The organism is Geitlerinema sp. CS-897, from assembly GCF_028368005.1.
Taxonomy (GTDB): Bacteria; Cyanobacteriota; Cyanobacteriia; order Cyanobacteriales; family Geitlerinemataceae; genus Baaleninema; species Baaleninema simplex.
The window spans coordinates 1-18,230 of record NZ_JAQNCQ010000302.1 but is presented as its reverse complement, the minus strand read 5'-3'; the positions used below and the strand labels follow the sequence as shown (position 1 = coordinate 18,230).

Annotated in this window: 17 protein-coding genes, 10 tRNA genes and 1 pseudogene; 8 read left to right on the top strand and 20 right to left on the bottom strand. The window is 52.0% G+C overall.

Annotation, left to right across the window (positions count from 1 at the left end):
• Nucleotides 1–630: 630 nt before the first annotated feature.
• Entirely contained in the window at nucleotides 631–807 is a 177-nt protein-coding gene (locus tag POG22_RS19120) for a winged helix-turn-helix domain-containing protein (protein WP_498906823.1), read from the top strand.
• 144 nt (nucleotides 808–951) lie between these two features.
• On the opposite strand, the gene POG22_RS19115 is transcribed toward POG22_RS19120, so the two are convergent.
• The 6 genes from POG22_RS19115 to POG22_RS19090 all read right to left on the bottom strand — a co-directional run bounded on the left by POG22_RS19115 (nucleotide 952) and on the right by POG22_RS19090 (nucleotide 6,097).
• Nucleotides 952–2,280 carry a transporter gene (locus POG22_RS19115; protein ID WP_498906822.1) on the bottom strand — a complete coding sequence of 443 codons (1,329 nt, stop codon included), beginning with the start codon at nucleotides 2,278–2,280 and terminating at the stop codon, nucleotides 952–954.
• Nucleotides 2,281–2,482: 202 nt separating this feature from the next.
• Nucleotides 2,483–3,310, bottom strand: coding sequence for an MBL fold metallo-hydrolase (locus POG22_RS19110; protein WP_498906821.1), 828 nt, complete (start codon nucleotides 3,308–3,310; stop codon nucleotides 2,483–2,485).
• A 137-nt stretch (nucleotides 3,311–3,447) separates the two neighbouring features.
• The gene (locus tag POG22_RS19105) at nucleotides 3,448–4,452 is read right to left on the bottom strand and encodes an NAD(P)/FAD-dependent oxidoreductase (RefSeq protein WP_498906820.1); all 1,005 of its coding nucleotides are present in this window, start codon (nucleotides 4,450–4,452) and stop codon (nucleotides 3,448–3,450) included.
• A 188-nt stretch (nucleotides 4,453–4,640) separates the two neighbouring features.
• Complete coding sequence (locus tag POG22_RS19100; RefSeq protein ID WP_498906819.1) at nucleotides 4,641–5,309, bottom strand: class I SAM-dependent methyltransferase; 669 nt, start codon at nucleotides 5,307–5,309, stop codon at nucleotides 4,641–4,643.
• A 57-nt stretch (nucleotides 5,310–5,366) separates the two neighbouring features.
• On the bottom strand, nucleotides 5,367–5,573 hold the full coding sequence (locus tag POG22_RS19095; protein WP_017661124.1) for a YgaP family membrane protein: 207 nt from the start codon (nucleotides 5,571–5,573) through the stop codon (nucleotides 5,367–5,369).
• Between the two features lie 155 nt (nucleotides 5,574–5,728).
• The gene (locus tag POG22_RS19090; RefSeq protein ID WP_498906818.1) at nucleotides 5,729–6,097 is read right to left on the bottom strand and encodes a hypothetical protein; all 369 of its coding nucleotides are present in this window, start codon (nucleotides 6,095–6,097) and stop codon (nucleotides 5,729–5,731) included.
• Between the two features lie 148 nt (nucleotides 6,098–6,245).
• Between POG22_RS19090 and POG22_RS19085 the strand changes: the two genes are divergently transcribed.
• Nucleotides 6,246–6,830: an endonuclease dU gene (locus POG22_RS19085; RefSeq protein WP_017661121.1), complete on the top strand. Its 585-nt coding sequence runs from the start codon at nucleotides 6,246–6,248 to the stop codon at nucleotides 6,828–6,830.
• A gap of 170 nt (nucleotides 6,831–7,000) precedes the next feature.
• Here POG22_RS19085 and POG22_RS19080 read toward each other — a convergent pair whose 3' ends face one another.
• From POG22_RS19080 to POG22_RS19030, 11 genes are all read right to left on the bottom strand, one after another.
• Nucleotides 7,001–7,870, bottom strand: coding sequence for a TIGR02452 family protein (locus POG22_RS19080; protein ID WP_498906817.1), 870 nt, complete (start codon nucleotides 7,868–7,870; stop codon nucleotides 7,001–7,003).
• Nucleotides 7,871–7,887: 17 nt separating this feature from the next.
• Nucleotides 7,888–7,964 (bottom strand) — tRNA-Met (locus tag POG22_RS19075).
• 6 nt (nucleotides 7,965–7,970) lie between these two features.
• A tRNA-Leu gene (locus tag POG22_RS19070) sits at nucleotides 7,971–8,044 on the bottom strand.
• A 24-nt stretch (nucleotides 8,045–8,068) separates the two neighbouring features.
• Nucleotides 8,069–8,143 (bottom strand) — tRNA-Leu (locus POG22_RS19065).
• 3 nt (nucleotides 8,144–8,146) lie between these two features.
• A tRNA-Pro gene (locus POG22_RS19060) sits at nucleotides 8,147–8,220 on the bottom strand.
• A 3-nt stretch (nucleotides 8,221–8,223) separates the two neighbouring features.
• Nucleotides 8,224–8,298: transfer RNA gene (locus tag POG22_RS19055), tRNA-Leu, on the bottom strand.
• Nucleotides 8,299–8,302: 4 nt separating this feature from the next.
• A tRNA-Gln gene (locus POG22_RS19050) sits at nucleotides 8,303–8,375 on the bottom strand.
• 5 nt (nucleotides 8,376–8,380) lie between these two features.
• Nucleotides 8,381–8,454, bottom strand: a tRNA-Gln gene (locus POG22_RS19045).
• A 9-nt stretch (nucleotides 8,455–8,463) separates the two neighbouring features.
• Nucleotides 8,464–8,537 (bottom strand) — tRNA-Asn (locus tag POG22_RS19040).
• A gap of 8 nt (nucleotides 8,538–8,545) precedes the next feature.
• Nucleotides 8,546–8,620, bottom strand: a tRNA-Trp gene (locus tag POG22_RS19035).
• Nucleotides 8,621–8,787: 167 nt separating this feature from the next.
• Nucleotides 8,788–8,861 (bottom strand) — tRNA-Glu (locus POG22_RS19030).
• A 367-nt stretch (nucleotides 8,862–9,228) separates the two neighbouring features.
• On the opposite strand from POG22_RS19030, the gene POG22_RS19025 reads away from it, so the two are divergent.
• Both POG22_RS19025 and POG22_RS19020 read left to right on the top strand, forming a co-directional pair.
• Complete coding sequence (locus tag POG22_RS19025; protein WP_017661117.1) at nucleotides 9,229–9,567, top strand: hypothetical protein; 339 nt, start codon at nucleotides 9,229–9,231, stop codon at nucleotides 9,565–9,567.
• A gap of 327 nt (nucleotides 9,568–9,894) precedes the next feature.
• Complete coding sequence (locus POG22_RS19020; protein ID WP_063719560.1) at nucleotides 9,895–10,323, top strand: hypothetical protein; 429 nt, start codon at nucleotides 9,895–9,897, stop codon at nucleotides 10,321–10,323.
• Here POG22_RS19020 and POG22_RS19015 read toward each other — a convergent pair.
• Nucleotides 10,320–12,239: an ADP-ribosylglycohydrolase family protein gene (locus tag POG22_RS19015; RefSeq protein ID WP_498906816.1), complete on the bottom strand. Its 1,920-nt coding sequence runs from the start codon at nucleotides 12,237–12,239 to the stop codon at nucleotides 10,320–10,322. The two genes, POG22_RS19020 and POG22_RS19015, sit on opposite strands and share 4 nt — an antisense overlap.
• Nucleotides 12,240–12,284: 45 nt before the next feature.
• Between POG22_RS19015 and POG22_RS19010 the strand changes: the two genes are divergently transcribed.
• Nucleotides 12,285–13,520: an LL-diaminopimelate aminotransferase gene (locus POG22_RS19010; protein ID WP_498906815.1), complete on the top strand. Its 1,236-nt coding sequence runs from the start codon at nucleotides 12,285–12,287 to the stop codon at nucleotides 13,518–13,520.
• Between the two features lie 634 nt (nucleotides 13,521–14,154).
• On the opposite strand, the gene chrA is transcribed toward POG22_RS19010, so the two are convergent.
• On the bottom strand, nucleotides 14,155–15,393 hold the full coding sequence (gene chrA / locus POG22_RS19005) for a chromate efflux transporter (protein WP_498906814.1): 1,239 nt from the start codon (nucleotides 15,391–15,393) through the stop codon (nucleotides 14,155–14,157).
• A 126-nt stretch (nucleotides 15,394–15,519) separates the two neighbouring features.
• Here chrA and POG22_RS19000 point away from each other — a divergent pair, with 126 nt between their 5' ends.
• From POG22_RS19000 to POG22_RS18990, 3 genes are all read left to right on the top strand, one after another.
• Nucleotides 15,520–16,293, top strand: coding sequence for a MotA/TolQ/ExbB proton channel family protein (locus tag POG22_RS19000; RefSeq protein ID WP_017661648.1), 774 nt, complete (start codon nucleotides 15,520–15,522; stop codon nucleotides 16,291–16,293).
• Nucleotides 16,294–16,326: 33 nt separating this feature from the next.
• Nucleotides 16,327–16,758 carry an ExbD/TolR family protein gene (locus POG22_RS18995; protein ID WP_063719563.1) on the top strand — a complete coding sequence of 144 codons (432 nt, stop codon included), beginning with the start codon at nucleotides 16,327–16,329 and terminating at the stop codon, nucleotides 16,756–16,758.
• Nucleotides 16,759–16,876: 118 nt separating this feature from the next.
• Nucleotides 16,877–17,359 (top strand): ExbD/TolR family protein, encoded by a 483-nt coding sequence (locus tag POG22_RS18990; protein ID WP_498906813.1) that lies wholly within the window; start codon nucleotides 16,877–16,879, stop codon nucleotides 17,357–17,359.
• Between the two features lie 68 nt (nucleotides 17,360–17,427).
• Here POG22_RS18990 and POG22_RS18985 read toward each other — a convergent pair.
• Nucleotides 17,428–18,230: pseudogene (locus POG22_RS18985) on the bottom strand (hypothetical protein); the annotation flags it as partial.

The following is an 18,230-nucleotide window of genomic DNA, read 5'->3' as shown; positions in this document are numbered from 1 at the left end:
GCCTGTAGCTGATGACGCTCTTCTGCTGTCAGGCGCACAATGTATTTTTTCTGCATGGGACTCCGGCTCGCTCCCTACAGATTACCTCAATACTCCCGTTAACCCTAATTCTTAGAGTTGACGCTGCACTAGTTTCATGCCATGATTGTAGCAGATATAAATGTGATTGCTACCCACGAAACAAATAAGCCTTAGAATCTCGGATGTTGAAAAGCAGCATTTAGACCTATATTGCGAACTCACGGAGCGCAATCAAACCGACGTTTTGCGCCAATACATTAGAAGTCTGGGCGTCAATGGGGCATTGAACCCCATCGACGCCCCCGCTATTCCTCCCGACACTGACCCTTCGGGTACAGTGCGGGACTCCTAGCGGTTAAGCTGAAAGAAGAACAATTGCAAAAACTTCAAGAAGCGTTAAAGGAGAAACCGGAGGATGGAGGACAGTGGACTAGACCCAAAGTTGCCCGGTGGATCGAAAAAGAAGCAGGACGAGAAAAAGTGGCTCTTCCGACCTTGGTATGTAGGGAAATGCTTGTAGCCTATATCTGGAAAGGAATTTCGCGATTTGAGCGGACTTTTTATACAGTTTAGCAAAAACTCTTATCCTGTAAGGGTTTCAGCGATTTCTTGCATAGTAAGTTCGGAAGAGCCGAAAAAGTTTGGAAGCAAAGGGGATGGGACTATTTAAAAAAGTGCGGCTACTCTTGGCAGAGGCCGAGACCAAAGCACAAAAAAGGGGTAGTGCTGTACTCTAATGATGCTGGTCAGTCAAAATCCTTCCAGGGTAGGGATTCAAGAATCTAAGTCCCATTACTTCTCATCTCTACTTAAAAGTTTAGCAGGTTTGGGAACAGGATTTGGTATCAATGGCTGAAATCCCGATCCTCCGATCGAGAAAACAGTCGTCGGCGATCGCCCTGCTGTGTCGTTTCCTTACCGTGGAACCTCTTAAAACGACGCTTGCAGTCCCACTGTCATCGTCCAGTCGGTTTCGAGTTGTGGTCCGTCTAAAGATTGATAGATGGGAAGTTCTAACTCGACCCCCAGGCGAAATCCTCGGCGATCGTACAAGTTCAATCCCAACCCCACATCGAACCGAGATCCCGCACGGCGATCGGGATCGGCGGTGGGAATCAACATCGGATTGAGACGGGAATCTTCGCCGCGAACGTTTCCCCACGTCCGAAACGTCACGCGTACCGAGGTACTGAACCAATCCGTCCACTTTCGGGCCAGCCAACTGTTGGCTTCGAGGCGATCGCCGAGGGCGTAGTCTTCATCGTTGCGCCCCAAACGCACGCGTCCCCGTACTTGTGCGCCCCAAGACCCCTGTTCGGATTGTCCGAGGTAGGTGATACCGGGAAGCAAATCGTAGGTTCCCGAACCGATCTGCATGGGATAGGGTAACACGGCGTCGTCTGCGGCGGGGGTATTGTCTCGCTCGTCGATCGAACCCGTGGGAAAACTCAATCCGAAATTGAGATGGAGACGTTGGCGATCGCTGTCCCAAATTTTATAAAGCGTACTGAGGCTGATGTCGCCGAGTCCGTCTGAGTTGGTGGTAAACCTGACCCCGCTACGAGTCCGGTGATCCATTTCCATGGAGACGTAGGGAACCATCAACATCAGCGTTAACTCGTCGGTGGGAGCGTACATCGCCCCCAACATATGCATTTGCATTCCCATCTGAGTCGGCGTCACGGGAAACTGTTCGAGAACCTCGTCGTTGCTCAAACTGTCGGTTCCGTCGCGGTTTCCCTCCATGTGCATATCCATGAAGCGATAGGAAAACATAAACTCTCCCGCCCCGTGAGTATGGTCGCCCATCACGCCGATGGGAGCGTGACCGTCCGGCCGTGCGGCGCTCCATTGGCCGGGAACGCTAACATCGTCGTGGGCGATATGAAATTGGTGTCCGTCGAACCTCCAGTTTGGGATGTCGGGAAACGGCGTGAGTTCCCGTTCGTTGGGGCGATCGGCGAAGAAGACATCGAGGGTTTGAGGGGAAAAGACGCCGCGATCGACCGAGAAGGCTTCCCAGTCTACGGTATTGAGTCGTGCCGCGATCGCCCGATTTTCCCCTTCGGAGGTATGGGGCGTTGAAACATCCACCAGGCAATCGAGACGGTTAGAGTCTGGTGTTTTTTGGGATGCGATCGCCGCCTCTTCTTCTTCTGCGACACGACGAGCTTTTTCGAGTTTGGAAACGACTGTTTCTGACGGCTCCATTTCCGCAAAAACAGCGAGGGGAAAACTCGCTACTCCAACCACAGCCACACCAATCGCTTTGGGTATCCACACGATCTTTTTGTTTATTGACAACATGAAAGTGCTGTCAATCTTAGATAAAACTCGTTATAAATAGCAAAAGACAGGCTGTAAAACTCAATTCAAAAACCCATAAAAATAAAGCTTAAAAATTAGCAAACGAAAAAGTTATATATTGCTCGAACGGAAATTTAAGTCGCCGCTATCTTGTCTACGATCGCACTTCAAATCGCGTTCCCACCCGTGCGTCAAAACAGCGATCTCCGAACTGTTCCCACAACCGCGCGATCGCTTTCGTTCCCGTGCAGTGATTCGCGCCGATATGCTGGATGTCGTACCGAGTCAGGGTTTCCACCGTCGCCGCCAACCGTTCCTCGCTCGCTCGTAACAGGTGCATTCCCCCCATGACCGCGTAAATTGAAGATTGCGTCAAGTCGCGAATGTAGTCCAAAATGTTGATAATTCCCGCGTGAGCGCAACCGAGAACCACGACGATTCCTTTGGGGGTTTCGACAAACAAGGTGCGATCGTCGAGCAGTTCGTCCACCTGCTGGTGTTCTGCGTCGTTCCAGAACGCTCCTCCCGTATCCTCCAAGGGATGGCGACGGGGAACCGTTCCCGTCAACCATACCCCCGGAACGATTTCCGTCGGTTCTGCTGTAATCACTAGCCGTTTGACGCGATGTTGTAACTCTTCTACATCTCGCAACGGTGCGCTAATTTCCCCACGGGGACTGTATTTCTGCTTTAAACTTTCTGGATGTAAATATAAATCGAGGCGATCGCCGCAAATCGAGAGAACCTCAGAAAGCCCCCCAGCGTGGTCGTCATGACCGTGACTGAGGGCGATCGCTTCCAGGGAATCCAGAGGAAGTTGCAACCGTTCGGCGTTGTGTTTCAGAACATACCCCTGTCCGGTATCGAATAAAATCCGATGGCCGTCCGCCTCAATCCACCAGGATAAGCCGTGTTCTCCCAACAACCCTCGTCCCCAAGCGGTATTTTCCACCAGAACGGTAATTTCGAGATGTTGAATCATCGTTTTGAAAGAAGATGCGTAGGGTGCGGCTCTTTCAGGGAAGAGTGAAGAGTGAAGAGTGAAGAGTTAAAGAGGAATTCCCACTCTACACTCTGCCCTCTGTACTCTACACTGATAAACACGCACCCTACGAGTTTTTACACCAACGCGGGTTGATTTTCCAGGTTTTCTACCCAAGGACGAGGACCGGCTTCTTTCCGCATATCTTTCCAAATTTGCGTGGCGGCTAACGCACCGTCACCGACGGCGATCGCCACTTGGTTTAAGCCCACTTTCAAATCGCCGATCGCGAACACCCGAGGATGAGAAGTGCGTCCGACTTTGTCCGTCACTAGGTTTCCACCCTGCATCTCTAAATTCAAATTAGATAGATAGGTGTTGTGGTAGTGAGACCCCATCGAAATTAATCCAGTTTCCAAGGGAACGACGGTTCCATCGACCAATTCCACACCGTTCATTTGGTGGTTTTCACCCAGGAATTGCGCGATCGGAGTTTCGATGAGGCGATATCCCATTTCGGCGATTCGTTCGCGCATTTCGTCGCTGACTTCAAACAAACCGTGAGTGAAAATGGTGATTTTTGGCGTAAACCAACTCAAGCCAAACGCCATGTTCATGCTGTTTTCGCTTCCGACAAACAATCCGGCGTGTTTGTCAGTCATTTCGTAACCGTCGCACACCATACAAACGTGGAGGTTGTATCCAGCGTACTCGTAGACGTTCTTCATGTCGTCGAGCGGCACGAGGTGGTCGATAATTCCACTGGCGGCGATGATGTATTTGGTGCGAAAGGTGGGATAAATGCTGTTGTTGCGTCCGACTTTAACGCGCACGGCGAAGGTGTCTCCTTCATCGACGACTTCTTCGACGTAGCCGTGTAACATATCCCCGTTGACGGAAAGATAATGGTCTTTTCCGTGTTTGAGAAGATCTCGTCCGGGGGTGTCGGGGGGTAAGCCGAGGTAGTTGTGGAGTTCTTGCATCCAGAAGGATCGAGCTTTTCCTTTATCGACGATCAGCGAAGAGAGGTTATACCGTTGCAGGTAAACGCCAGCCGAGAGTCCTCCAGCACCACCGCCGACGACGATGGTGTCGTAGACTTGGTTCTTCGCGTCTTCTAGATTCTTTTTGGTTAACAGCATAGGGCTGACTCCTAATTTCTCCTGGTTTTTTCGAGATTTTTTTCGCGATCGAGACTTGACTTTTTTAGGATTTTGTGCTAAAAGCGAGTCGTCACTAGGACGGACGGATTTTAACGGGAATTCCGCTAAATGTAGAGTTAATGAGCATTGCCAACTCTACAGATAGTGTCAAGGCTCTTGACGAGATGCTACGCTTTTACTGCAAATCCGGCGATGTGGGGACTGACGACGGGAAAAGACAGTTGAAAGTTGTGATAGGTGACTTCGGCGAATCCGGCGCGATCGATCTCCGGGCCGGTTTCCCGGTTGGGATGGCAGCGATCGAACAGGCTTTTCCAAATGGGGGCGATACCTTCTTGGATTCGTCGCGTCCAAGTGTTTGGGTGTGCGGCCACGTGTTCGAGAAACACGAACCGTCCGCCGGGTTTGAGAACGCGATCGATCTCGTCTAATACGCCGTTGAGATCTCCCACCGAACAGAGAACGTGGGTACTCACCACTGCATCGATGCTAAGGTCTTCCACGGGAAGGCGTTCGGCACTTCCGACTTCCAAGCGATTCTGACTCACGCCAAATTTTTCGGCTTCCCGTTGTAGATGGGGGTGCATGAACGGATTCGGTTCGATGCCAATCCATTCGATATCTGGGGCGTAATACCGCAGATTTGCCCCCGCACCGGGGCCGATTTCGAGGATGCGACCTCGCAAGTTCCCCAACATGGACTGTTTGAGTTGAGCCATGTTTGCAAAGTGGGGGTGGTCGATCAGTTGTAAGGTGCGATCGTCGGCGTCGTTGGCTTTGGACATTCCCCAAGCAAACAGGCGCTTTTGGACTTGTGAGAGTGGCGAACAGTTCATGGGACAACCTCAACGGAACGGATAGTAACTCCCCGATTTGGGGCAAATCTCCCGCGCTTAGGTGTCGGTGCGGGTACTGGTGCCGAGGAGACGATACAGGGGACAAAATCCGACGATCGCTGTGACACCCGCGATGGCTGAGGCGATAGTGAGTCCGAGTCCGAGGGGGTCTCCGCTGTAGGTGACTTGTCCGAGATACAACAGCACTGCGGCGATACTGAAGCGAAGGATGCGATCGAGTATTCCGACGTTACCAAACATCATAAAGTAACCTCCTAGTCGCTTTACGTTACTCAATCTCAATATATAACCGTTTAGTTAAATAGTCAAATTTGTAAGTTTAAAGAAACCCGGACTCAGAAGAGTGGCCGGGTTTCCCAGTCAATTCGACGAGAGAACACCGAGACGATCGCGCGTTGTTACCATCCCAGTGCCAAAATGCGCGTTCCCCACCGGGAGGGTTTGGCCGATGGGGAAGATTCCTCGCGATCGCTCCTCGATGGCTCGGATGTCGATGTATCTGACGTGACGTCGTCAGCTTCAGCCACCGATACCAGCATCAGATCGTTCGGACGCACGTACAACTCACCTTCGAGTAATGCTTGGCGCCACTGACGGCCGAGTTTCCAAGCTCGAAATTTGAGCGCGTTCCAACGAGGATTCATCGGATATCCAGCAAACCCCGATCGCAGTGCGGGTAGGTGAATTTCCTGAAGGTCAGTTTTGACCTTGACGCTTTCCGACAGTGGAACGACTCGGAAGTTTTGGTTCTTGGTCGTTTCAGACATATCCTCACCTCCTAGCTTCACTGACAAATCGAGTTATGAAAATGGTTTTAAAAAAAGCCCAATCCCATTATTTAAACGAGTCTTCCGAGAGTTGGCAAGGGCGATCGCGAGATAATGGTCTGTATGACTCTTTATTCTCGATGCGATCGTGAAACTTTCCGACCTGGTTAGACTCAAACGTACCGTTCGCGTCATCGGATTCGACGACGCACCCTTCGAGCGAAACAGCGATCGAGCGGTGGCGATCGCCGGTGTAGTCTGCGGCGGAACCCGCTTCGAGGGGATGGTCTGGGGACAGATCGAACCGGATGGTTGGGACGCCACCGATCGAATCTGCGACTTACTGCTCGAAGGGAAGTTTCTACCTCAACTTCACCTCGTCTTGTTAGACGGTATCGGCTTCGGCGGCTTCAATCTAATAGACCTCCCTCTTTTAGCACAACGCCTACAACGTCCGTGCGTCGCTCTCATGCGCCGCCCACCGAAACTCAAAAAGATGGAACAGGCGATGCGTCGTCTACCAGATTTTGAAAAACGATGGGATAGAATCCGCCGCGCGGGAAGAATCTACGCTTCCCCTCCATTCTACTTCCAAGTGTGCGGAGAATCACCCGGAACGATCGCAAAAGTTCTGCGATCGCTCACCGAATGCGGTCACGTTCCCGAAGCCTTGCGTTTAGCTCATCTCATCGGTTCGGCCGTAATGAAGGGTGAAAGTGGGACGCGAGCGTAATACAGTGTAGAGGGAAGAGTGGTGTCTCGATGCCTGTCAGTTGTCAGAAAACGAGAGCGGTTTTCGTTTAACGCAACTTAGATCGTTTAAGATCCCTGGCATCTCCAAGATGCGGGGATCTGGAGTTCTACTCCGAGCCGGAGAGTTTCAATCAGACAAACCTACGCGAATCATTGAAGGTTGCGATCGCCTGCAAACTTGGCTTGAAATGATTTGAAGGTGTTTTGGGAGCGAGTCGAGTCTAAAACTGAAAACAAAACGAGTTGGAATCTTCCCCAAAATGGCTTGTTCGGGAATAAGAAATCGGCGAACGTTTGCGATACTTCTGCCGGGTCGTTGCGAAATACGCCACAGCCCCAAGCGCCTAAAACCAAGGCATCGCAACCCGAATACGCCGCAAGACTCAGCACTTTCGACCCGCGATCGCGCAGGACTTCGGGGATTTTTTCAAGGTCTTGAGGTTTGTTTCTCGAAATTGCTCCAGCATTCGGAGCGGGACTCGTTATAAAATCGACAAAATAAGGGGTTTTGAGGAGCGTTCCGTCATCTTTTCGGAAGACCGGACAACCGGGAGAACAAACGATTCGGTTGGAGTAAAGTAGAGACTTGGCACTCCGATGAAAATCGTAATATTCAGGACATCGAACCAGGCTTTTATATAAACCGCTACTGCGAGCGAGACTTTCTTCTTGAGCCTGAGCGCCGTTGAGAAAGCCGCCACCGGGATTTTTAGCTGAAGCGAAGTTCAACACGCCAATTTTCTGAAATTTTTGAGATGAAGATGGCGATCGCGCCAGACGTTCGGCTCCCATCAGTGTGGTCTCGTTGTGGACTTCAAACGCAGTGTTCGCAAAGGTTGCCGGACGCGACAACACCTCTCGTTCGAGTTGGGAGAGGGTTTCGGGGTCGTAACATCGAGTTTGTGCCAAACAAGCTTTGAATTCTCGCTCGATCTCGATTGTTTTTCCCGTCGGCGAAATATAATAACCGGCGTTTAAAATTTCGAGCGTCTCTCGAGCGATCGCAATGCGTTTCGTCATGCTGTACCTTTAAGATTTGGTCGCGGGGGTAGGAATCGAACCTACCGATCTCCAGGGTATGAACCTGAGAAGCCACCATTGCTCCATCCCCGCGCTGCAATGCCCCCGACTGGATTCGAACCAGCAACGACCCGGTTCTTAGCCGAGTGCCTCTTCCAATTGGGCTACGGGGGCGAAACAATTCACGATCTCCATCGATACCCCTGGCAGGACTCGAACCTGCAAAACACCGAGTCTGAGTCGGCGACGTTTACCAAATTTCGTCACAGGGGCCAATCGGGATGGCAGGATTCGAACCTGCGACGTTCGGCTCCCAAAGCCGACGCGCTACCAAACTGCGCTACATCCCGTCATACTCCCGGTGAGACTCGAACTCACAGCAAAACAGATTTTAAGTCTGTCGCGTCTTCCAATTGCGCCACGGGAGCGGAATTGCCCCGCCAGGGATCGAACCTGGACTCTTCGCAGTCAAAGTGCGAGATGTTGCCAGTTACACCACGGGGCAAAAAACTGCCGGGGTAGGAGTCGAACCTACAATTTCCTGTTTCAGAGACAGGCGACTTCACCGATTCGTCTACCCGGCAACGGACAAACTGCCCCAGTTGGACTCGAACCAACAACCATCGCGTTAACAGCGCGTTGCTCTGCCAAGTTGAGCTATGAGGCATTACGAAATGGCAAGGGGACTGGGATTCGAACCCAGAACCACGGTTTTGGAGACCGAGATGTTTGCCGTTACACCATCCCCCCGCGAAACTTTGGGATGAATTTCTCGCGTAATACATAGTGTGTTACAGTTTTTTGACGTACTACAAACGAGAAATTGTAGAAGTCCCGACGGGAATTGCACCCGCATCTTCAGCTTGAGGGGCTGACGGCTTGACTGTTCGCCCACGGGAGTTCAAAAACTGCCCGAACGAGGTTGACGAGGCTCGAACTCGCGACCTTCCGCAAGAGGGGCGGACGCTCTAACCGATTGAGCTACAACCCCAGGAAACGGGCAGCACTGAAGGAGAAAGTGAATTCAGTTTTCAAGGTTCGGGAATACCAGATGTCAGAAGCGGTTGGCTCGCATCTGCTATGTTTTTATACTACAAATATACTACAAGCTTGTCAAGCGCTTTGGAAAAATTTCCTGAAATCCTTGTGAACTCAGGAATCGAGCTGTTGTCGTCTGTGGGGGATGCCGTAACCTGTCCCCGTTGCAAAAGCAGTGGAGGGGGGGCGATCGCCTCACCGAACCGAAGCGACTTCGCGAACGGGCGATCGATTTGCGCTAAATTGACACAAACGCGATCGATAAAATAACGCGTCGGTCTCGATTGAGTTTGACAGCTTGTCATAGTTTGAGGTGTTGCGTGGATACGATTCAAAAACAAGAAAAACGGAAATGGTTGTCGGTGGGAATCGAAGCCCACGGTCGAGTGGCGATCGGGATTTCGGCGCATGGATTCGTGGCGATCGGCGTTTCGACCCACGGTATTATTTCCGTCGGATTGGTGTCGATGGGTGTGGTGTCGATCGGACTGGTTTCGATGGGCGTGATGAGTTTGAGCGTCGTCGGAATGGGACTCGTCAGCCTCGGACAACAGACGATGGGATTGATGCGATCGCACGATATGGAATCCCATCAAATGCCCGCGATCGAATCGATGGAAGGAGAAATGTCACCTCAAGAAATGCCGCACAGTCATTAAAATTTGCTGTTTTTTGATTATGGTTAGCGGCTGTAAATTGCAACGTTCGAGGGATGAAATTTCGCGATCGCACGACCGGCTTCGTGAGTTTGAAATGCCTGCGAACGAAACACCGATAAAGACGACAAAATTCACGAGTTTTTCACAGCACAGCAGTAGTGTTTTAGACGTTTGGCGTTGCAATGTCGAGTCGCGTCCTTGGGGGGAAGTGCGGGGTCTACAGATGCCAAAGCCTGTGTTACGGTCGATCGCAACACCGGTTGAAGTATTATGTCGATCGCGCGGAAGAGAGGTGCGAGTGTCCGTAAAAGGCGAACGCACGAGCCAATGCTGAAAGTTCTCATGAAATTCTTATTGTGGACGAGTCTCGCCGCTGGATGCCTGGGGAGTGTCTTCGTTCCCCCGAGTCTCGCCCTGCCCCAAGCCGACGAAAACGGCGATTACGGACAACGCGATCGCGCCTATCATACCGATTGGGTGGCCGTCGATTCCCATCCTGGCGGATTGAACTGTCGCATAGACCATCGCTATGAAATTTTCGATGCGTCTCGTCCCAACGATATCTATAACTGGCCGGTCGATCGCGCCCTCACCTGGGGACGGCGGTTCGAGACACTCCCGAGTATGGCGGGAGGCGTATTCTACGACGATCGCGGTAACGCCTGGTTGTTCGTCCTCTTCAACCAAAACCCCAACCAACCCGAAGGCTGTTTCGTCCGCGCCAACGCCGACTCCGTGCGACCGATCGATCGCTAACGACAACGACGTACCAACTGTTCGACGCGCACTTCCAATTCCTGACGGTGTTTCAATCCGTCGATCCACCGCTGGGGAATGCTGCCATAGCCGAACTTCGCCCCCAGCAGCGCCCCCGCTACCGCCCCGTTCGTATCCGCATCGCCACCTTCGTGGAGAACCTGCAACAATCCCGCGTCGTAAGAGGGGGCGTGTTGTAACGCCCAAAATCCCGCACTCAGGGTTTTTAGCGTGTACCCCATTCCCCAAGATTCCCCCAACTGCAACGTCGAGATGTCGGGATCTTCCGTACGTTGAAAATACTCCTTCACTTCTGGGTGATAGTCGCTAACTTCCCGTGCCATCTGTTGAGTAAGATTTTCGGTATCGATCGTTCCGCACAGCAGGGCGCGAACTGCCAGGGACAGGGCGACGCAGGAGGCGACGCAGCGGGGGTCGTAGTGGGTAATCTGACAGATGCGTTCGGCGTTGGTTTTGACGCGATCGCGATCGCGGTAGTCCCAAATTCCCACCACAGACGTTCGCATCAAACCGCCGTTGGGGGCAGAACGGCCGCCGCTTTCTTCCCAAACTTTCTTCGCCGCCACGAAATAGTGGCGATCGAACTCGGCTTGGAAAAAATCGACGCCGAACACCTCCTTACAAAACAAAACGTTGTGAGTCGTCGTACCCAACCCTGGATGTCCCGCCGCCGCCCAACGATAGAACCGACGGGCAATATCGAGTAAGTTGACTTCGTTCGATTCGAGCAAACTATCGGCAATACATAACATTAACGCCGTGTCGTCGGTCCATTCCCCCGGTTCCCAGCGAGATCGATATTCGTCGCGAACGATGTCCTCGTAATCGGACAAACCATCGGGGTAATACTCGCCGACGCGCTCTTTGGGAATGCCTTCGAGTCCCAATCCCAAGGCGTCGCCGATGGCGTGGCCGAACAGGGTTCCGGCAATGCGATCGCACAGTCGATCGCCCGAGTCTAGCATTATCGGCTGGGGGGCGAGGGGTTTGGGTTGATGGGTCAGTAACTCCCGCAACTGTTCGAGTAACGCCCCGATATAGCCCATCGACGCGTCGTCCGGTTCGATGTCGTAACACCGCCACAGCATCTGTGCCGCCCACAGTCCCGTTCGCACTTCTGCGATCGTCGAGGGTAGCGTATCGGCATTGAGATAGACTTGTTCGAGTTGTTCGGCGACGAAACGGGCTTTTTCTAAGCTTCCCCAGTCGTCGCGGGGGTCGAAGGCAGCGGCGAAGTCGGCAATCTCTCCCCAAGGGCGATCGCGGTTGGGAACGTCTTCGGGGGCGAGGCGATCGCTGGGGATGGGAGTGAGGAGTCCTCTCAGTTTCGGCAGCCAACGATGGGGCAACCAGCGCTCTTCGGGAACGACGCGATCGCACCAACACCCTCCTTCAGATAAGGTTTGCATCATGGCGATCGCCATCTGGTTATCCGAGGTGTGAACCACGACCGGGCATTGAGCGTCAACTCGTGCCAGATATGCCGCCACCTCTTCCCCCGTTCCCGGATCGCGATCGCCCTCTTCTGAAAACTGCGAACGGCTGAGATCTCCGTCCAAACTCACGATCGCACAGGTGTCTAAATCTCGTTCGAGGGCAGCGATCGCCTCCGAGGCCGTTTTCAAAAATCGAACTTGCGGTTCGTCGAAGGTCTGTTTCAGCAGCTTTGCCATCCGCGATCGGCGATCGGGATGGTCTTCTAAAATAGCGATCCACTGGCGATGCGCGTCGAACACGATCGGTTCCCCTACTGCCTGTAGCGTCGGTTCGATTCTATCGCGATCGCGATCGCCGGTCTCGGGGGTCGAAGCCAACGTGGAATAATACTGAAGGAGCGGCGTTCGGTGCGGAAAGCTTTTTTCGAGTCCGAAGCCGTTTTTCCTTCGACGATCCATTTTCGAGACTGTTCGACGCCAACTCTGGCAACCTATACGTTCACTATGGCAACTATTAACGAGAACTACCTGAAACTGAAAGCGGGGTATCTGTTCCCCGAAATCGCCCGTCGCGTCAAGACCTTCGCCGATGCCCATCCCGACGCTCAAATTATCAAACTGGGCATTGGCGACGTGACCGAACCGCTACCGGAAGCTTGTCGGACGGCGATGTCGAAGGCAATTGAAGACATGGGCGATCGCGCCTCCTTCAAAGGTTACGGCCCCGAACAGGGGTATCCCTGGCTGCGGGAAAAAATTGCCGCGATGGATTTTCAATCTCGCGGTTGCGACATCGCACCGGATGAAATCTTCGTCTCCGACGGTGCGAAATGCGACACCGGCAACATTCTCGACATTTTCGGTAAAGATAACACCATCGCCGTGACCGACCCGGTGTATCCCGTGTACGTCGATACCAACGTGATGGCAGGTCATACCGGCCCCGCCAACGACAAAGGGGAATACGAGGGATTGGTCTATATGCCGATTTCCGCAGAGAACGACTTCACCGCCGAGATTCCCTCGCAAAAGGTGGATTTGATTTATCTATGTTTCCCCAACAATCCCACGGGCGCGACGGCGACGAAAGAACACTTGAAAGCTTGGGTCGATTACGCCAAAGCCCACGATGCGATCGTTCTCTTTGATGCTGCTTACGAAGCTTTTATTACTGATGAAAGTTTGCCTCACTCGATTTTTGAAATTGAAGGGGCGAAAGACTGCGCGATCGAGTTTCGATCCTTCTCGAAAAATGCCGGATTCACCGGAACTCGCTGTGCGTACACCGTCGTTCCCAAAACCCTAACCGCCAAAACTTCCGACGGATCGGACGTGGAACTGTGGAAACTCTGGAACCGCCGCCAATCGACGAAATTTAACGGTGTCTCTTACATCGTTCAACGGGGAGCCGAAGCCGTGTATTCTGAGGCCGGACAAGCTCAGATTAAAGCCCTCGTCAGTTTCTATTTAGAAAACGCGAAAATTATCCGAGACAAACTGACCGAAGCGGGGTTAAAGGTGTACGGCGGCGTCAACGCGCCTTACGTTTGGGTGAAGACACCAAACGGCTGGTCGAGTTGGGATTTCTTTGACAAGTTGCTGTCTGCGGCCAACGTCGTCGGAACGCCAGGATCGGGATTTGGTGCAGCCGGAGAAGGCTACTTCCGAATTTCGGCGTTTAACAGCCGCAAAAACGTTGAAGAAGCCATGAAACGGATTACAGCCAACTTGTCTGTATAGCGGATCTCGGCTCGTTTTCAGATCGAGAGTGTTTTCTTCAGAGACATCTCGCTCGAGTGAAGAGGAATAAGAATAAATCTAGAATAAGTCTAGATAATGGGGACGAGTGGGCATGTGTTTGGCGAATCGTCCCCCCTCTTCACGCTATACTTTCGAGCCAAAAGTGTTGAATGGATCGTTGCAATCTTCTAAAAATAAATACACGAATCCTCTAAAACGCTAAATTCAGTAACAAAAAACGGGTCTTCGGGAATTGCGGTTTAATTTGTTATTTTGAATGCGAAATCGAGCGAGATTGCATTGCTATGACGCCCATAAAGTAAGGGTTTTTCTTATTATAAATTAGCTTATCACTTTAAACCCAGAAGACTCCAAAAAACCAGTTTTTTTCGCCTTTGTACAGTTTTGCAAAAACTTTTACAAGGTAAGAGTTTTTGCAATTTCTTGCAGAGCCAGTTCGGAAGAGTCCAAAATCTTTATGCCAAAACACTGGGTCAGACCGAGATACTCGGGTTCAGAGACTCCAGCCATGCAGATAGGATTCGCGTCGCAACTCGTGAGTTGAGGACAAATGCTTTCCTTGAGGGGCTTTCGAGACTTACCACCTTATAAAGACCAGTGCCGAGAGGTCAGTTTACGGTTGAATCCACCCCACCAACAAGCCAACGGCAGCCCCCGCTACAATTAACTGCCAGGTGGCGACTTTAAACCGCAACAATGCCACCATCGCGGCGATACCGATACATCCGGCTAACACCGATTTCCAGATCGTATCCTGGGTCAGTGAGGCTTCGGCGAGGGGAATCGCAGCGGCAGCGATCGCCCCGAGAACGGCAGGGGTAACGCCTTTCAAAAACGCTTGAATCCAGGGATTTTCCCGCAAGCGCAACCAAAACGGCATCGCCAGCATAATGAAGGCAAAGGAGGGGAAAAACACCCCGACAGACGCCGCCAACGCCCCCAAAAAACCAGACACTTTATAGCCCACAAACGCCGCTGTGAGGACGACGGGGCCCGGACTCAACTGTCCGATCGCCACGCCGTTAATAAACTCTTCTCGCGTCAACCATTGCAGGCGATCGACCACCTCGAATTCGATGAGGGGAATAATCACCAATCCCCCACCAAAAATCAAACTGCCGACTTTCACGAAAAACCAGACCAGCGGCAATCCAAAAATGGCAATGCGTTCCCACCCCCAAAAACTTTCAGAAACTAAAGTTTGAAGAGCGTTTGAATTGTTCGCCGTTCCCCAAACTGTCGGTAAGGTGGGAGCTAACCACGCGGCGTTCGGTTTTTGAGGTGCGTATAAATACAAACCAAAAGCTCCTGCTAGTAAGAACAAGATTAAAACGTTAACATTAGCGAACCACATCAACAGAAAAACAACAATTGAAATAGCCCAACCTGCCCGAGTCGATAGAGTTTTTCGGGCTAATTTCCAACAAAATCCTAAAACGATCGCCGTGACGATCGGGGAAATTCCTAAAAACAATGCCTCGATTTGAGGCACGCCTTGAAACTGAAAATATCCCCAAGATAACGCCACTACAATCAGAAATGCCGGGGCGATAAAACACAACCCCGCCACTAACGCCCCCAGTTGTCCGGCACGAATGTATCCGGTGTAAATGCCCATTTGCGTCGAAGCTGGCCCCGGCAGCATCTGACACACCGCCAGTCCTTCTGTAAACTGCTGTTGTGTCATCCAATTTCGACGCACGACGGCTTCGTTATTAATCATCGCGATGTGGGCTTGGGGGCCGCCGAAGCCAATGCTTCCGAGTTTTAAAAACATCCCGGCTAAAGACCACAAACGCTCGAACAGCGTTACGGATTCAGAAGTTTGTCGATCGTTAGATGGAACGGTCATATCAATTACTTAACCTAATCTTGTTCGAGTCTTAGTAGAATTTTAAACTCATCTTAACAGCAAAAAACACCGAATACCGCTAATCTATCCACTAAAAAGTTTGTATATTTAAGTTTTCAGAAACTGATGTATCTTTTAGTATATTTTTTAGCAGAAACGTCACCTGACGTACAAGAGACCGTTACTGAAACTGCCCCTCAACTAATCGACGAATTCCTCAAAGGCGGCCCGGTCATGTGGCCGCTGCTGGGATTGTCCGTGTTGACGCTGGCTACAGCACTCGAACGCCTCTGGTTTTGGATTCGCCTCGTCAGCCAAGAAGACCGCATCGTCCACGACGTTCTCGACGCAGCGCGGTACGATTTGGCGAAAGCGTCTGAAATTGCCGAGTACGCGCGATTTTTAGCCATCGGACGCTTTTTGCTGGCACCGTTGAGACTGCGCCACCCCACCCCGGAAACCTTTCGTCTGGCAATGGAGTCGGCGGCGGATAAGGAATTCGTCAAAATGCGAAAAGGCGACAAACTGTTTGAAACCGTCATTGCGATCGCCCCACTGCTGGGGTTGTTAGGAACGGTGACGGGGTTAATTCGCACCTTCGACAACCTCAACGTCGGCGGTGGCGGATCGGCTGAAGAAGCGACGAAAGCCGCTGCGGGGATTGGGGAAGCTTTGATTACCACCGCTGCTGGCATGATCGTAGCCATTCTCGCATTGTTAGTGTTTCGCTTGATGGTAACGTTGCAAGCACAACAAATGGACTATTTCGCGCAGGTGGGAAGCGAAATGGAGTTGATTTACCGTCAGTTTTGGTACGAACCCCAGTCGCACGCTCGTCCTCCCGCGTTACCGAGTACGACATCTCGCTCTCCAAACAATCGATCGTCCGACGACTATTAACGGTTTCAACTCAACGACGCTTTTGAATATTTTATGCGATCGCGCAACAGCCAAGACCGATCTTCTAAAGTGCCTCAAGTCAATCTCACGCCCATGTTGGACGTACTCATGTCCGTTTTGACCTTTTTTATTATTTTGTCGATGAGTTTGACCGGACAAGGAATTTTCGACGTCGATTTACCGAAAGTGAAAGACGGAACGGGGGCTGGAGGTGAAGGAGCTGAAAAACCCGAAGCGATCGAACGGTTCGTACTGGGGTTAAACCGCGACGGAGCGATTATTTATCAAAACGAAGCGATCGAACCCGAAGACGCGATCGCTCGTCTCCAAACATTTCTCGCCGAACATCCCGACGGTGCGGTGACACTCAACGCCGATCGCACTATCGATTACGCCCAAGTCGATCGCCTGCTGCAACTCCTTCAAGAAAACGGAGAAACCGAAGTCTCTCTAGTTATCGAATAACGTCATTCAGCCACTCAAAAATTCTCCGCGTCCTCTGTGCCTCTGTCGTAAATTTTTAGTCGAGGTCGGTAGGCGATGCCCACCCTACAAATCTCTATCCAATAGAAATTTTAGACCCATGAATCGCTTTTCAATGTTTAATTCTCGACAACGTGCCTCGTCGATGCCAGACATCGATTTAACGCCGATGTTGAATTTAATTATGGTCGTTTTAGCATTTTTCGTGTTGGTATCGATGACGCTGACGGGAGAACCCGACGTGGTAGACGTGAAGCTACCAGGTGACGAACGAGCCAATCGCGATCGCGACAACTCGTTACCCCTCAAAGTCAAAATTGACGAATACGGCGGCTTGACGGCCGACGATCGCGCGATCGATCGCGACAAACTCCTCCGACAAATTCCCGCCTATTTAGCCAACAACCCAGAAAGTGCCGTGTATTTGATCCCGCATCCCGACCTTCCTTACGAAGACGTAATTCGGTTGCTGTCCCAAATGCGAGACGTGGGGGGAAATCGCGTCGCGTTAGCGATCGGAACTGACGGAAATTCCCGATCTGACACTGTATCGGAAGACGTTCCCGAAGCCGCGATCGAGTAGTCGGACTTCTCCCGTCGCCGATCGCGCCGAGTCGCCGAAAGCTTGAAACCAACAGCGATATACCGCACTTAAGGCGGTGTCGTGGATGTAAAGACCGCGTAAGGTTGAGTCCCAGGGCTTCCTGGCGGGTGATACGCCGGTGCGAAAATCACGTAACCTGTAAACGAACCGAGTTGGGCTTCGATCGCCCCGACGCCTTGATATTGCGTGGGACGAACCGAGAAATTACGTTCCTGCAACCGCGACGTCACAGTTGCTCGAAGCTGTTCGAGGGACGTTTGGAACATTGGCACCGTCACCCCTTTGGGAGTATAGCGAGAGGGATCGCAGCAGAACTGAGTCGCCCCGACGTCTAACTCCACGCCGCGAAACTGAGATAGCGTCAGATCGTTTCCGGCGGCGTTGACGGCTTGCTCGAACGTGCGTTCTTCAACGGAAATCGATTCGGCATCTTGCAGCGCAGCGAGTTCTAAGATCGGTTGCGGGGCGCGGAAAATTACCGTTTTGTTTTGGTGAAAGACTAAATGTAAAAATTGCGGCGCGATGCCTTCAGCTTGGGGGGAGAGCTGAAAAATCCTGAAGTTCGGCTCGTTTTTGACCGGGGGCGCGATCGTAATTTGGCGATCGGGTAGCGCACCTGCGTAAAACTGATAGACTCCATCGATGTCGCTCGAAACGTTTCGGGCTTCTGCATCGCTGGCCTCGGAGAGTAATCCTAACGATCCGACGGCTGCATTGGGGGGAAAGGGAAAATCGTTAAACGGGTCTTCTACCGTCGTCCCTCGACCGAGATCGGGAGTCGGACTCGGGGTCGGTTCCGGTGTGGTTTTGGTTACGGGGGTCGGGGTGAGATTTGGCGTCTCCTCAGATG